Here is a 14,337-nt window from a genome sequence, read left to right as displayed (position 1 = left end):
ATGTTTGGTCAGAAGCAATCCCGGCGCCGCCTGCTGCAGTCCGCAGCCGGCGGCGTTGCCGCGCTCGCAGTCTCGCCGCTTCGTATGGCCTTGGCAGCCGACGCGAGCGCGGGCGTCACGGCGCGCCTGGCGCGCTACATGGTCGCCGCGCGCGAGCAGGAACTGCCGGATGCGGTGGTGCTCGCCTGCAAGCACCGCATTCTCGATACGCTCGGTGCCATGGTCTCGGGCTCGCGGATGGCTCCCGGCATCATGGCGACGAGATATGTGCGTACGCTCGGCGGCGAGCCGCAGGCCTCCGTCGTGGGCTCCGACTTCCGTACCACAATGGTGAACGCAGCGCTCGCCAACGCAATGTGCGCCCATGCCGACGAGACCGACGATTTCGAGCCCGTCACCAAGGCACATCCCGGCAGCTCGGTCGTGCCGGCTGCGCTGGTCATGGCGGAGAAGGAAGGCCGCAGCGGACAGGACCTCATTCGCGCGGTGACGCTCGGCTACGATCTCGGCTGCCGGCTCTTGATGGCGCTGGGGCCGGATCTCGTGCGCGGCACGCATCGCAGCGCCGAGGGAACGGCGTCGACCTTCGCAGCACTTGGGGCCGCCGCCTCGCTTGCCCGGCTCGACGAGAAGCAGACGCGCTTTGCGATCTCCTATTCGGCGCAGCAGGTCTCGGGCCTGTGGAGCTGGGTGAAGGACAAGGACCATATCGAAAAGGCCTTCGACTTCGCCGGCATGGGTGCGCGCAACGGCGTCACCGCGGTCACCATGGTGCAGGCGGGCCTGACCGGCGTCGACGACGTGCTCGACGGCACGCACAATCTCTTCATCGCGCTTTCCACCGCGCCGAAGCCCGAGCAGATGCTGGAGGGACTGGGCAGCCGCTTCTACGTCACGGAGACGGCGATCAAGACCTATTCGGTCGGCTACCCGATCCAGTCGCCGCTCGACGCATTGCTCACCTTGCGTAAGCAGTATGGGCTGACGCCCGCCAATGTCCGCAATGTCCTGGTCAAGCTGCCGATGGATGCCATGGGCATTGTCGGCGACAGTGCGATGCCCGACGTCAATTGCCAGCACCTGGTCGCGCTCGCGCTGGTCAAGGGCGCGGTCTCTTTCGCCGACAGCCATGACATGACGCTGATGCATGATCCGCAAATCCTGGAGCAACGCGCGAAGATCGTGCTGGCTGGCGACGAGACGCTGATGGACCCGGCCGCGCCGCGCGGCGCCATTGTCGAGGTGACCATGACGGACGGCAAGAAGGTGCAGCACTTCACCAAATTTCCGCCGGGCACCAAGGAAAATCCGCTCAGCACCGAAGCGGTCAGCGCCAAGGCGCGCGACCTCATGGCGCCGGTGCTCGGCGCAGACAAGACGGACAAGCTGGTCGCACAGATCAACGCGCTGGAGCGCGTGGATGACGTGCGCGCGCTGCGTCCGCTTTTCACCATGTGAGAGGCGAGCGGTTGCCCCGGCGGGGCGGCCATTCGCCAAAACCGCTCGACAAGAGCGGGCCGTTGGTCAACGTTCCAACCCCGAACCGGGCACAGGGCCCTTCAACCTGTTACGGGCTTGCGCGTCACGGCGCGGAGCCGATCGATGGAGCAAGAGATGCGAACTACCTCCCGACGCGATCTGCTGACTGTGGCGACCGGGGCCGCGGCGGCCGCAGCCATTTCCGAGGCGACGCCGGCCGCGGCGCAAACCGGGCCAAAGCCGATCTTTGACGTGCCGATCACGACGATCCCGATCGTCGGCGAAGCCGGCGTGTTCCAGGTCCGCCGCATCTACTGCATCGGCCGCAACTACGCGGCGCATGCGATCGAGCGCGGCTCCGATCCCAACCGCGAGCCACCGTTCTTCTTCCAGAAACCGACAGATGCGATCCAAAACGTCGCGATCGGCCAGGTTGCCGATCATCCCTATCCATCGCTCACCAAGAACTATCATCATGAGGTCGAGTTGGTAGCCGCGCTGAAGTCGGGCGGCACCAACATCGCACCCGAGCAGGCTCTCGACCATGTCTATGGCTACGCGCTTGGCCTCGACATGACCCGGCGCGACCTGCAGAACGGCATGGCCGCCGAGAAGAAGCCGTGGGAGATCGGCAAGAGCTTTGATCATGCCGCGGTGCTCGGGCCGATCCACCCGGTCTCCAAGGTCGGCCATCTCGCCAAGGGAGCGATCTCGCTCGCGGTGAACGGCACGGTGCGGCAGTCGTCCGATCTGGACAAGATGATCTGGAGCGTCGCTGAGCAGATCGCCAAGCTCTCCGAGGCCTTCGAACTCAAGGCTGGCGACATCATCTATTCCGGCACGCCGGAAAATGTCGGACCGGTCGTGAAGGGCGATGTGCTTCTGTGCAGGCTCGAGGGGCTGCCCGACATGTCGATCAGGATCGTCTAGAAAAGCAATAAATCGTCCGGGGAGAGAACAACGTGAATGGTTCGAGCACGATCCGCTTGCGATGAAGGCCGGGCTCGATCCTGATGTCGCTAAGGCTATCGCCAACGGCGTGCGGCCGGAAAAGATGAAGGACGACGAAGCCGCGCTCTACGATCTCGCCATGGCGCTCGATCGCCATAAGAAGGTACCTGATCCGGTTTGACAAGGCGGCGCTGGAGAAGTTTGGCGAGCGCGGCATCATGGATATCATCGGCATCATCGGCTATTATGACCTGGTCTCGATGACCCTGATCACCAGGCAGGCGGGCGCGCCGAACGACAGCGTGCCGCCGCTGCCGGTGCTTGCGAAGTGGAGTTCGCCATTTCCGACCCCTTGCACCGGGAACTTTTTCTGGCCAGGGCCGTCTAAGCAGAGGCGGCAGGCGCGCGAGAAGTTGGAGGCGTTTGCCGCCGCTCCTGCACCGGCCAGCGGAGATACGACCATGGGCGAGGACAACAAGCCGAGCGGACCTGATCTCACCCAAGGCGTGTCGCCGGCCGACTTCGCCGATGGGAAGTTGCTCGGCCATATCGGGCAAGATCAGGTGCTGCTGGTGCAGCAGGGCGCCGAGATTCTCGCGATCGATGCTTTTTGCAGCCACTATCACGGGCCGCTCGCGGAAGGGCTTCTGGTCGGCGATACAATCCGTTGTCCTTGGCACCATGCCTGCTTCTCCTTGCGAAGCGGCGAGGCGACGCGTCCGCCGGCGCTGAGCGCGCTCGCGGTCTGGCAGGTCGAGCGCGAAGGCGACAGACTATTCGTGCGCAGCAAGTGCGAACCGGCCAAGCAGCCGCTCAAGGAAGCGCCACGGCAAGCGCAGAGTGCAGCTGCCCAGCAAGCTGGCTCCGTGCCCCGCAAGATCGTGATTGTCGGCGGCGGCGCCGCGGGCTTTGCCGCAGCGGACATGCTGCGGCGCGAAGGCTTTGGCGGCACGATCAGCATGATCAGCGACGCCGCCGCTCCGCCGGTCGATCGGCCCAATTTGTCGAAGGATTATTTGGCGGGCCACGCTCCGGAGGATTGGGTGCCGCTGCGTCCCGACGATTTCTATGCCGAGGCCGGCATCGATCTGCGCCTCACCACCCAGGTTGGCTCAATCGATGCGAAAGAGCGCAAGGTCGTGCTTGGGGATGGAAGCGCGCTGCCGTTCGACCGGCTGCTGCTTGCAACCGGCGCCGAGCCGATCCGGCTGACGATCCCCGGCGCTGACCAGCCGCATGTTCACACCCTTCGCACGCTGGCCGACAGCCGCGCAATCATTGCCGTGGCGAAGGGAGGCCCAAAGCGTGCGATCGTCATCGGCGCGAGCTTCATCGGGCTCGAAGCCGCAGCCGCGCTGCGTGCCCGCGATATCGAGGTTCACGTCGTGGCTCCCGAAGAGCGGCCGATGGCGCGCATCCTGGGGCCCGAGATCGGCGATTTCGTGCGCGCTCTCCATGAGGAACACGGTGTCATCTTCCACCTCCAGGACACTGTGACCGCATTCGAGGGCAAACGCGCGCAGCTCAAGAGCGGCGGCACCATCGAGTCCGATCTTGTGGTGGTTGGCATCGGCGTGCGGCCACGCCTTGCGCTCGCCGAACAGGCCGGGCTTGCAATCGACCGAGGCGTGACCGTCGATGCTTATCTCGAAACCAGCATACCAGGCGTTTTCGCCGCCGGCGATATCGCACGCTGGCCCGACCCGCATTCCAGGGCCAATATCCGTGTCGAGCATTGGGTCGTCGCGGAGCGGCAGGGCCAGCTGGCTGCGCGCAACATGCTCGGACAGCGCGAGCGTTACGATGCCGTCCCGTTCTTCTGGAGCCAGCATTACGACGTGCCGATCAATTATGTCGGCCACGCGGAAGCCTGGGACGAGATCAAGATCGACGGCAGCGTCGCGGATCGGGATTGTCTCGTTCAATATCGACAGAAAGGCCGCGTGCTCGCGGTGGCCTCGATTTATCGCGACCTCGACAGCCTCAAGGCCGAGCTAGCAATGGAGCGCGATGTCCAGCCGGTGTGAGGCCATCAGAACGTCGGCGGCGTGCAGGCGCTGATCACCTCGCAGGGCTTGTTGCCGACACAACGGAAGCGGTGCGGTCTCCGGCTCTCGAAATAATAGGCATCGCCCGGACCCAATATGCGCCGCTCGCCGTCGACCGTGACCTCCAGCCGCCCCGAGATCACGATGCCGCCTTCCTCGCCGTCGTGCACCAGCGGGACCCGTCCGGTGTCGCCGCCGGGGCCGTAATGCTCTTTCAGGATTTGCAGCGCGCGGCCGAACAGATTGTCGCCGACCTGGCGGTACGAGATCGGCTTCTTGCCGATCTCGGTCAACTCCTCGGCCTTGTAGAAGGCCTTGCGCGGCTTCTCCGGCTCGATGGCGAAGAATTCGGCAAGGCCCATCGGGATGCCATCGAGGATGCGCTTGAGTGCACCGACCGAGGGATTCATTTGATTGGACTCGATCAGCGAGATGGTCGAATTGGTGACGCCGGAGCGCTTGGCGAGCTCCCGCTGCGACAGCTTGTGCCGGTCCCGCACGAAGCGGAGTCGTCCACCGATATCGACGCTCATCGGAAATCCCGTGTTTGAGGTGTTGCGGATCGCGCAAATATGCCTTTGGCTATCCAATAAAATCAATAGGTTGCGGCGGCACAGAAAAGGACTTGTTGCGAATTCTTGACCGTGGCCTGTTTCTTTCGAGCAACGCAAGGGAGCGCCGCCGTGACCGTCCATCAGATTCCGAACACCCTGCAACTCGAGTCCTTCTGGATGCCGTTCACGGCCAATCGCCAGTTCAAGACGACGCCCCGTCTTGTCGCTTCCGCCGAGGGTATGCACTACACCTCGGTCGACGGCCGCAAGATCCTCGACGGCTCGGCCGGGCTCTGGTGCGTCAATGCTGGCCACGCCCGCCCGCAGATCGCGGCTGCCGTCGAACGGCAGCTGATGACGCTGGACTACGCGCCCTCGTTCCAGATGGGCCACCCGATCGCGTTCGACTTTGCGCAGAAGCTTGCCGAGATCGCGCCCAACGGACTCGATCGCATCTTCTTCACCAATTCCGGCTCGGAATCGGTCGACACCGCGCTCAAGATTGCGCTCGCCTATCAGCGCGCCGCGGGCCAGCCGACCCGCACCCGGTTGATCGGCCGCGAGCGCGGCTATCACGGCGTCGGCTTCGGCGGCATGTCGGTCGGCGGCATTGTCAACAACCGCCGCGCCTTTGCCACCCATCTGCCCGGCACCGACCACATCCGCCACACCCACGATCTCGCCCGCAATGCGTTTTCGAAGGAGCAGCCGGAACACGGTGCGGAATTCGCCGACGACGTCGAGCGGCTGGTGGCGCTGCATGGCGCCGAGACCATTGCCGCCGTCATCGTCGAGCCGGTCGCGGGATCGACCGGCGTGCTGGTGCCGCCGAAGGGCTATCTGCAGCGGTTGCGCGACCTCTGCACCAAGCATGGCATCCTGCTCATCTTCGACGAGGTCATCACCGGCTTCGGCCGTCTTGGCACGCCGTTCGCGGCAAATTATTTCGGTGTCACGCCCGATCTGATGACGACTGCGAAGGGCATCACCAACGGCGTGATCCCGATGGGCGCAGTGTTCGCAAGCCGCAAGGTTCACGATGCGTTGATGACTGGGCCCGAGAGCCAGATCGAGCTATTCCACGGCTACACCTATTCGGCGCATCCAGTGGCCTGCGCTGCCGGCCTTGCGACGCTCGGGATCTACCAGAGTGAAGGGCTGTTGACGCGAGGCGCGTCGCTCGCCGCGCACTGGCAGAAGACCATGCATGGCTTGCGCGACCTGCCGAACGTGATCGACATCCGCACCGTCGGGCTCGTCGCCGGCATTGAGCTCGCAGCGCGCCCGGATGCGGTCGGTGCCCGCGGCTATGAAGCGATGGTCGATTGCTTCAATCACGGCCTGATGATCCGTATTACCGCTGACACAATCGCGCTGTCGCCGCCCTTGATCGTCAAACCCGAGCAGATCGACGAGATGGCCGGCATCGTGGCCGATGTCATCAAACGAGTGGCCTGATCCTTGCTCTTCGCGGCTGCCGTGAACATCTTTAGGTGCGCGGCCATCGCGCGGGAGCATTAGCCCTTGAACGTTCTCATTCTCGGCGGCGGCGTCATTGGCGTGACGTCCGCCTACTATCTTGCCAAAGCCGGCCATGCGGTCACGGTCGTCGACCGTCAGCCGGATGTTGCGCTGGAAACATCATTCGCCAATGCCGGCGAGGTTTCGCCCGGCTATGCCTCGCCCTGGGCCGGCCCCGGCGTGCCGGTGAAGGCGATCAAATGGCTCGTGATGACGCACGGTCCGCTGGTGATCCGCCCCAAGCTCGATCCCGCGATGTGGGTGTTCATGGCTAAGATGCTGCGCAACTGCACCGATGCGCGCTATGCGGTCAACAAGAGCCGGATGATCCCGATCGCGGAATACAGCCGCGACTGCCTGCGCGCCCTTCGTACAGACATTGGCATCAGCTACGACGAGGAGAGCCTCGGCACGCTGCAGCTGTTCCGCAAACAGCAGCAGCTCGATCACACCGGCGGTGACATCGCGGTGCTCAAGCAGTACGGCGTTCCTTACGAGGTGCTGGATCGCACCGGCTGCATCAAGGCCGAGCCCGCGCTCGCTGCGGTGAAGGACAAGTTCGTCGGCGGCCTGCGCCTGCCGCAGGATGAGACCGGCGACTGCCACCTGTTTACCCAGGCGCTTGCCGCGCACGCGGCTGGGCTTGGTGTGCAGTTCAAGTTCGCGACCTCGATCCAGCAGCTGGTGGTGGAAGGCAAGCGCGTCAGCGGCGTCGCCACCTCGGCCGGGCTCATGAAGGCCGATGCCTATGTCGTGGCGCTCGGCAGCTGGTCGCCGCATCTGCTGCGGCCGCTTGGCATCTCGATCCCGGTCTATCCCGTGAAGGGCTATTCCATCACCGTGCCGGTGATCGATACGGCGGCCGCACCGGTTTCGACTGTCATGGACGAGAGCTACAAGGTCGCGATCACGCGGCTCGGAAAGCGCATCCGCGTCGGGGGCACTGCTGAGCTCTCCGGCTACACCAACACTCTGCATGCGGCGCGGCGCGCCACGCTCGATCATTCGCTGACCGACCTGTTCCCCGGCGGCGGCGATCTCAAGGATGCAAAGTTCTGGAGTGGTCTGCGCCCGATGACGCCGGACGGCCCCCCGCTGATCGGGCCGACGCCTTATACCAATCTGCACCTCAACACCGGCCACGGCACGCTCGGCTGGACCATGGCCTGTGGCTCCGGCCGCGTGCTCGCCGACACCTTGAGCGGCCGCAAGCCCGACGTCGACATCAGCGAGCTCGCGATGACCCGCTATGAGACGTGGTTCGGGTGAGACGTTAGTGTTCGCTGCGCTCTCTCCTCGTCCCGACGCAGGCCGGGACCCCTTACCGCGCGCTTCGCTTGTCCGGGACGACAAGCGTTCAAGTTAGAAGCAGTGCCATCCCCGGATCGCCCTTTTCCATGGCACGGCGGTAGGCCGGACGGCCGGCGATGCGCGCGAGATATTTGATGATGTTGGGACAGCGCACGAGATCGTAGGGCTGGAAGTAGCGCATGGTTGTGAGCGAGAAACCGATCATGATGTCGGCTGAGGTGAACTCGTTCCCGGCGAGGTACTCCGCCTCGCGCGTCCGCGCATCGACAAGATTGAAGGCAAGGTCGAGGCGGGCTCTGATGGCGGTGAGGATCGGATTGTCGTCTGCGAGCTTCAACCTGTTCAGGATCATTAGCCGGCCCATAGTCGCTTGCAGCGTGCCGTTGGCGAAATGAAACCAGTACAGGAATTGCGCAAAGTCGGGATCATCGGCGCGGAGTGTCAACCGGCCGTTGCCGTATTTTGCAATGATGTATTCGACGACGGCGCCGGATTCCGCCAACACCACATCGCCATCGGTGATGATGGGCGCCGTTCCGATTCGATGCAGCGCTTTATAGTCGGGCGGCGCCAGCATGGTCTTGGCATCCCGCGCATAGCGCTTCAGCTCGTAGGGAATTTGCAGCTCCTCGCAGAGCCAGACGATGCGCTCGGATTGCGACTTGCCGAGATGATGGACGGTAAGCATGGCTGGCCCCTGACGCGCCATATGCGACAGGCATGGCGCAGTGCGTTGCTCATCCCATGATAAGGGAAGCTGCGAGGCGCTCCAACCGGCAAGTTTCCGAGCTTAGCGGCCCGTCACGCAATTTACCCACAGCACGACCGCCTTCGCGCGTTTCGACGGATTGCTGAAGCGGTGCGGCCTTCGGCTCGCAAATCTGAAGCTGTCGCCGGTCTTCAGGCACCAGCTTTCACCGCCCACGGTGAGCGTCATCTCGCCTTCGAGCACAAGGCCCGCTTCCTCGCCGTCATGGGTGTAGAGCTCGTCGCCCGTGGAGCCGCCGGGGTTCATATGTACCAGGAACAGGTTGAGCTTGCCGTCGGCGCCGGTGGGATTGAGCAACTCCTTGGAGATGCCGGTGCGCCATAGTTTTAGCTCCGCGCGATCGGCGGCACGGATAATGACGCCGTGCGGCGCGCCGCTGTCGCTCCCCTGATTGCCAAACAATGCGGCGATGCCGACACCGAGTACGTCGGCGAGCGTCGCGAGCACGCGCAAGGACGGCGAGGACAGGCCGCGCTCGATCTGGCTCACGAAACCGACCGAGAGCGCGGCGCGGCTCGCGACCGTCTCCAGCGACAGATTGGCCGTGCGGCGCAGCTCGCGCAGCCGCATGCCGACCGCGACGTCCATCGCCGGCTCAATTGGCTTTGCCTTCGCTCTCGATGCCGCCTTGCCCATTCTGCCGCCGAGGTCGGGTCAATTCTGCGCTTTCATGTGCATGAAAATTGCTTGCCAAGTCTAGCCGGATGTGACCACAATTTCATATTGGTGAAAATAGGTTCCGAACGGTCGCCCGCAACAAAATCTCGCTGATCACATCCCGCGGAGCTCAGGCCTGCCGGCGCAGTCAAGGAGGCGATCATGCCTTTCAAGCGTCTTGTCCAATTCGCGCTCGTTGCGCTATCGCTGGATATGAGCGTGCCTGCTTCCGCGCAGCAGGTTCTGAAAGTCGGCTCGACCCCGACCGGCGTGCCTTTCACCTTCCTCGACACCAAGACCAACCAGATCCAGGGCGTGATGGTCGATCTCATCACCGAGGTTAGCAAGGATGCCGGCTTTGCGGTGCAGGTAGAACCAATGCAGTTCTCGGCGCTGATCGCTTCGCTCACCTCCAACAAGATCGACATCATCTCCGCCGCGATGTTCATCACTCCGGCACGCAAGCAGGTGATCGATTTCTCAGACCCGATCTACACCTATGGCGAGGGCCTGCTGGTACCGAAGAGCGACACCAAGGAGTACAAGAGCCAGGAAGATCTGAAAGGTGAGACCGTTGGCGCGCAGGTCGGCACCGCCTTCGTCGATGCCTTGAAGAAGTCCGGCCTGTTTGCCGAGGTGAAGGCTTACGACACGATTCCCGACATCCTGCGCGACGTGAACACGGGCCGGCTGAAGGCCGGCTTCGCCGACTATCCGATCCTTGCTTACAATCTGAAGCAGGGCGGCTTTCCAGACGCACGCATTGTCGAGAGCTACAAGCCGACCGTGATCGGCTCGGTCGGCATCGGCGTGCGCAAGGGTGACGCCGAGCTGCTCGGCAAGATCAACACGTCACTGGCAAAGATGAAGGCGAATGGCACCGTGGAAAAAATCCTCGCAAAATGGGGCCTGAAGGCACAAGGGGTTTGAAAGGGCGTCTGATCGGAAAGGGTGCGTGAATGGAAAATTTCGCACGCGACGCCGTCGAGTTCCTGCCGATCCTGATGCACGGCGTCGCGCTGACGATTGTCGTCACGCTCGGTTCGCTCGCGCTCTCCACGCTGCTCGGCCTGGTATGGGCCTTGATGCGAGTCTCCGGCATCGCGCCGCTGTCGTGGACGAGTGCTGCAATCATCAATCTGATCCGTGGTATCCCGATCATCGTGCTGTTGTTCTATCTTTATTTCGTGATGCCAGATCTCGGCGTCACGCTCTCGGCGCTGCAGGCCGCGATCATCGGGCTCGGCATTGCTTATTCGGCGTATCAGGCAGAAAATTTCCGCGCCGGCATCGAGGCCATCGACAAGGGGCAAATCGAGGCGGCGCAGGCGATCGGCATGGGCTGGGGGCTCACCATGCGGCGCGTGGTGCTGCCGCAGGCGGTGCGCATCGTGCTGCCGCCCTACGGCAACGTCATGATCATGATGCTGAAGGACTCGTCCCAGGCTTCCACCATCACGGTGGCCGAGCTTGCGCTGCAGGGCAAATTGATTGCGTCGTCGACTTTCAAGAACACCAGCGTCTTCACGCTGGTCGCGCTGATGTATCTCACGATGAGCATTCCGCTGATCCTGCTGGTGCGACATTTCGAGAAGCGCGCGGGCCACAGATGATCGAGCTTCGCGACGTTCGTAAGCGCTTCGGCAACCACGAGGTGCTCAAGGGCATCACCGCCTCTGTGACAAAAGGCGAGGTGGTCTGCATCATCGGCCCGTCGGGCTCCGGCAAGTCCACCATCCTCCGCTGTATCAACGGGCTCGAAAGCTACGATGCCGGCGACATCACGATCGAAGGCACGCCTGTCGACCGCAACGCGGCGTCGATCGTCGCAATCCGCACGCGGGTGTCGATGGTGTTCCAGCGCTTCAATCTGTTCCCGCATCGCACGGCGCTGGAGAACGTCATCGAGGGGCCGGTCTTCGTGAAGAAGGAGCCACGGTCGCAGGCGATCGAGCGCGGTCGCGCGCTACTGGCCCAAGTGGGCCTTGCGGACAAAGCTGACGCGCATCCGACGCAACTCTCCGGCGGCCAGCAGCAGCGCGTCGCGATCGCACGCGCGCTCGCCATGCAGCCCAAGGCGATCCTGTTCGACGAGCCGACCTCGGCGCTGGATCCGGAACTGGTCGGCGAAGTGCTGTCGGTGATGCGCAAGCTTGCGGAAGCCGGCATGACCATGGTCGTCGTCACCCACGAAATGGGTTTTGCCCGCGAGGTCGCCGACCGCGTGCTGTTTATCGACGGCGGCGTCATTGTCGAGCAGGGACCGGCGAGAGACGTGCTCAACCAGCCGCAGCATGCCCGCACCCAGGACTTTTTGCGACGTGTGCTGCATCCGATGTAAAGCATTCGTTGGATTAGATTGATGACCACGCCCGTCCGCCTTCCCCTGCCGCCGAGCCTTTACGCCGACACCGCCGTGCCCGCCGTGCCGACGCCGCCGCTCGACACCGACAGACGCGTATCCGTCGCCATCGTGGGCGGCGGCTTTACCGGACTGTCGACGGCGCTGCATCTGGCGGAGCAAGGTACTGACGTGGTCGTGCTGGAGGCGCACGAGCCCGGGTGGGGCGCATCGGGCAACAATGGCGGGCAGATCAATCCGGGGCTCAAGCATGACCCCGACCAGATCGAGGCGGATTTCGGCGGCGAGCTCGGCCGCCGCATGATCGACTTCGCCTACGACACCACGAACTTCACGCTCGATCTGGTTCGCCGCTACCAGATACCCTGCGAGTCCAGGCAGAACGGCACGCTGCGCGCAGCCTATAACGAGGCGGCCGCTACCGGCATCAAGACGACCGCCGAGCAATGCATCAGCCGCGGCATGCCGGTGAAGCTGCTGGGGCGCGAGGAGATGCGCGCGATGACCGGCAGCGACCGCTATCTCTGCGCCATGCTCGACGAGCGCGGCGGCGATCTGCACCCCTTAAGCTACGCACGCGGGCTGGCGCGGGCCGCCATCTCGGCCGGTGCGGCCGTTTACGGCGAGACGAAGGCCTTGTCGCTGTCGCGCGAGGGATCGCGCTGGCGCATCACAACGCCGCGCGCGACAGTCACCGCGGACAAGGTGCTGCTTGCGACCAATGGCTTTACGGACGATCTCTGGCCCGGATTGCGCCGGACCGTCGTGCCGGTATTCTCGTCGATCGCCGCGACCGCGCCGCTGTCTGACGAGCTCGCGCGTGCCATCATGCCGAGCCGGCCGGTGCTCTATGAAAGCGGCCACATCACCGTCTATTACCGCATCGATCAGCGCAACCGCCTCCTGATGGGCGGCCGCGGCCCGATGCACTGGATCAAGAGCCCGTCCGACATCTCCTATCTCATCCGCTATGCCGAGCGGCTGTGGCCGCAGCTCAAGGGCGTCAGCTGGACCCATGGCTGGAACAGCCGGCTTGCCATCACCGCCGACCATTATCCGCACGTGCACGAGCCCACGCGGAATTTGCTGATCTCGCTCGGCTGCAACGGCCGCGGCGTTGCGCTGTCGAGTGCGATGGGCGTGCAGCTCGCGCGGCGGCTTGTGGGTGGCACCAGCGCGGAGATCGACATGCCGATTACGGGAATCAAGCCGATCCGGATGCATGCGCTCTGGCCGGTCGCGGTGACCGCGACGGTGCTCGCGGGGCGCGCGCGGGATCGGCTGGGGATTTAGCGATCAAGAGATCAGATTTGGGGCTGACGCCGCATCGTCCGCCTCTCTCGAACTCGCGGCCGAATATGCGTGCGCTTACTTCGTCCCGAACATGCGGTCGCCAGCGTCGCCTAAGCCCGGCAGGATATAGCCGTGGTCGTCCAGCCGCTCGTCGACGGCCGCGGTCCAGATCGGCACGTCGGGATGCCTCTTCTGGAATTGCGCAATGCCTTCGGGGGCGGCGAGCAGGCAGACGAAGCGGATGTCGCGAGCGCCGCGCGCCTTGAGCAACGACGCGCCGGCGCAGGCCGAGTTGCCGGTCGCCAGCATCGGGTCCATCAGCACCGCGGTGCGGTCCGAGAGGTCGGTCGGCGCCTTGAAGTAATACTCCACCGCTGCAAGCGTGTTGGGATCGCGGTAGAGGCCGATATGGGCGACGCGCGCGGACGGCACCAGCGCCAGCATGCCGTCGAGAAAACCGACGCCGGCGCGCAGGATCGGCGCGAAGGTGATCTTCTTGCCGGCGATCTTCGGCGCCTTCATCGGCGACATCGGCGTCTCGATCTCGACCATTTCCAGCGGCAAATCGCGCGTCACCTCATAGCACAGCAGCGTGCCGATCTCGTTCAAGAGCTCGCGAAAGCCCTTGATCGACCGGTCGCGCTCGCGCATCAGCGAGAGCTTGTGTTGCACCAGGGGGTGGCTGACGACATTGACGCTGGCTGTCATGTTCCAAGGTGTACAGGCTTGAAGCGGTCGCCGCCAGCTTGAAGCGCAGGCATTTGCCGCTCGATTGGGGAAGGCCGGCGTTCGACGCGCCTTTGAGCGGCGCGGTTATGCGCGCGCGGGGCGCAATTCCCGATTGCTGGCCGGCCCAATTTTTTGGTTTAGTTGGGGACCAAATCCGGTGGAAGTCCGGGCTGTGAGGAGATCGAAATGAGCAATGAGAGCGAGGGTGCAGTGCGGCCGATCGGCGAGATCGCGAGCTTCCATGCCCATGTCTACTACGATCCGGCGACGACGAAGGCGATGGCCGAGCGGCTGCGTCAAGCCGTCGGCGAACGCTTTGCCGTGACGCTCGGCCGCTGGCACGATGTGAACGTTGGGCCGCACGACCAGGCGATGTACCAGATTGCCTTTGCGCCTGAGGTGTTCGCCGGGCTGGTGCCCTGGCTGATGCTCAACCATGGCGGTTTGAGCATCCTCGTGCACCCCAACACCACCAATCCGCGGCGCGATCATCTCAAGGACGCGCTCTGGATCGGGCCGCAGCTTGCGATCCATGAGGACAAGCTGCCGCACGAGATGGAAGCCGAGATCGCACCCGCGCCGAACACACAGCCGGTGCTGCGGCCCTAATGCCTATGCGCTTGAAGTGGCGCGGATGGTCGCCGGGCGGGTTGGACAAGCGTA

15 protein-coding genes are annotated in these 14,337 nt (G+C 64.0%); 11 read left to right on the top strand and 4 right to left on the bottom strand.

Translation table 11 applies throughout. The annotated features are described in order from the left end of the window. The 4 genes from A3AI_RS0101435 to A3AI_RS0101420 all read left to right on the top strand — a co-directional run bounded on the left by A3AI_RS0101435 (position 1) and on the right by A3AI_RS0101420 (position 4,457). Positions 1 to 1,458 carry an MmgE/PrpD family protein gene (locus tag A3AI_RS0101435; RefSeq protein WP_024513858.1) on the top strand — a complete coding sequence of 486 codons (1,458 nt, stop codon included), beginning with the start codon at positions 1 to 3 and terminating at the stop codon, positions 1,456 to 1,458. A gap of 156 nt (positions 1,459 to 1,614) precedes the next feature. Next, on the top strand, positions 1,615 to 2,409 hold the full coding sequence (locus A3AI_RS0101430; RefSeq protein ID WP_024513857.1) for a fumarylacetoacetate hydrolase family protein: 795 nt from the start codon (positions 1,615 to 1,617) through the stop codon (positions 2,407 to 2,409). Between the two features lie 61 nt (positions 2,410 to 2,470). Continuing rightward, the gene (locus tag A3AI_RS49145; protein WP_245286803.1) at positions 2,471 to 2,611 is read left to right on the top strand and encodes a hypothetical protein; all 141 of its coding nucleotides are present in this window, start codon (positions 2,471 to 2,473) and stop codon (positions 2,609 to 2,611) included. Positions 2,612 to 2,891: 280 nt separating this feature from the next. After that, positions 2,892 to 4,457, top strand: coding sequence for an FAD-dependent oxidoreductase (locus A3AI_RS0101420; protein ID WP_024513856.1), 1,566 nt, complete (start codon positions 2,892 to 2,894; stop codon positions 4,455 to 4,457). A gap of 5 nt (positions 4,458 to 4,462) precedes the next feature. Here A3AI_RS0101420 and A3AI_RS0101415 read toward each other — a convergent pair whose 3' ends face one another. Next, complete coding sequence (locus A3AI_RS0101415) at positions 4,463 to 5,011, bottom strand: cupin domain-containing protein (RefSeq protein ID WP_024513855.1); 549 nt, start codon at positions 5,009 to 5,011, stop codon at positions 4,463 to 4,465. Positions 5,012 to 5,161: 150 nt separating this feature from the next. On the opposite strand from A3AI_RS0101415, the gene aptA reads away from it, so the two are divergent. Then, on the top strand, positions 5,162 to 6,490 hold the full coding sequence (gene aptA / locus A3AI_RS0101410; RefSeq protein WP_024513854.1) for an omega-aminotransferase AptA: 1,329 nt from the start codon (positions 5,162 to 5,164) through the stop codon (positions 6,488 to 6,490). 66 nt (positions 6,491 to 6,556) lie between these two features. Next, complete coding sequence (locus A3AI_RS0101405) at positions 6,557 to 7,822, top strand: D-amino acid dehydrogenase (protein ID WP_024513853.1); 1,266 nt, start codon at positions 6,557 to 6,559, stop codon at positions 7,820 to 7,822. Positions 7,823 to 7,910: 88 nt separating this feature from the next. On the opposite strand, the gene A3AI_RS0101400 is transcribed toward A3AI_RS0101405, so the two are convergent. Together A3AI_RS0101400 and A3AI_RS0101395 are read right to left on the bottom strand one after the other, a co-directional pair. Continuing rightward, entirely contained in the window at positions 7,911 to 8,552 is a 642-nt protein-coding gene (locus A3AI_RS0101400; protein WP_024513852.1) for a glutathione S-transferase family protein, read from the bottom strand. Between the two features lie 102 nt (positions 8,553 to 8,654). Beyond that, positions 8,655 to 9,269, bottom strand: a complete 615-nt coding sequence (locus tag A3AI_RS0101395) for a cupin domain-containing protein (protein ID WP_024513851.1) — start codon at positions 9,267 to 9,269, stop codon at positions 8,655 to 8,657. 183 nt (positions 9,270 to 9,452) lie between these two features. Between A3AI_RS0101395 and A3AI_RS0101390 the strand changes: the two genes are divergently transcribed. Genes A3AI_RS0101390 through A3AI_RS0101375 form a run of 4 tightly spaced genes read left to right on the top strand, consistent with a single transcriptional unit; the run spans position 9,453 to position 12,945 of the window. After that, entirely contained in the window at positions 9,453 to 10,220 is a 768-nt protein-coding gene (locus A3AI_RS0101390) for an ABC transporter substrate-binding protein (RefSeq protein WP_024513850.1), read from the top strand. 29 nt (positions 10,221 to 10,249) lie between these two features. Then, entirely contained in the window at positions 10,250 to 10,903 is a 654-nt protein-coding gene (locus A3AI_RS0101385; protein ID WP_024513849.1) for an amino acid ABC transporter permease, read from the top strand. After that, positions 10,900 to 11,631 (top strand): amino acid ABC transporter ATP-binding protein, encoded by a 732-nt coding sequence (locus A3AI_RS0101380; protein ID WP_024513848.1) that lies wholly within the window; start codon positions 10,900 to 10,902, stop codon positions 11,629 to 11,631. The genes A3AI_RS0101385 and A3AI_RS0101380 overlap by 4 nt, the downstream gene beginning before the upstream one ends. 21 nt (positions 11,632 to 11,652) lie before the next feature. Next, on the top strand, positions 11,653 to 12,945 hold the full coding sequence (locus tag A3AI_RS0101375; RefSeq protein ID WP_024513847.1) for an NAD(P)/FAD-dependent oxidoreductase: 1,293 nt from the start codon (positions 11,653 to 11,655) through the stop codon (positions 12,943 to 12,945). Between the two features lie 75 nt (positions 12,946 to 13,020). Here the strand turns inward: A3AI_RS0101375 and upp are convergent, their stop codons facing one another. Continuing rightward, on the bottom strand, positions 13,021 to 13,653 hold the full coding sequence (gene upp, locus A3AI_RS0101370; protein ID WP_024513846.1) for a uracil phosphoribosyltransferase: 633 nt from the start codon (positions 13,651 to 13,653) through the stop codon (positions 13,021 to 13,023). A 207-nt stretch (positions 13,654 to 13,860) separates the two neighbouring features. On the opposite strand from upp, the gene A3AI_RS0101365 reads away from it, so the two are divergent. After that, the gene (locus tag A3AI_RS0101365) at positions 13,861 to 14,283 is read left to right on the top strand and encodes a DOPA 4,5-dioxygenase family protein (protein ID WP_024513845.1); all 423 of its coding nucleotides are present in this window, start codon (positions 13,861 to 13,863) and stop codon (positions 14,281 to 14,283) included. The last annotated feature ends 54 nt before the right edge of the window (positions 14,284 to 14,337 follow it).

Origin of the sequence: Bradyrhizobium sp. Tv2a-2 (assembly GCF_000472425.1) — a bacterium.
Lineage (GTDB): Bacteria > Pseudomonadota > Alphaproteobacteria > Rhizobiales > Xanthobacteraceae > Bradyrhizobium.
The sequence above is the reverse complement of the archived record's forward strand: the minus strand, read 5'-3'. Positions and strand labels throughout refer to the sequence as shown.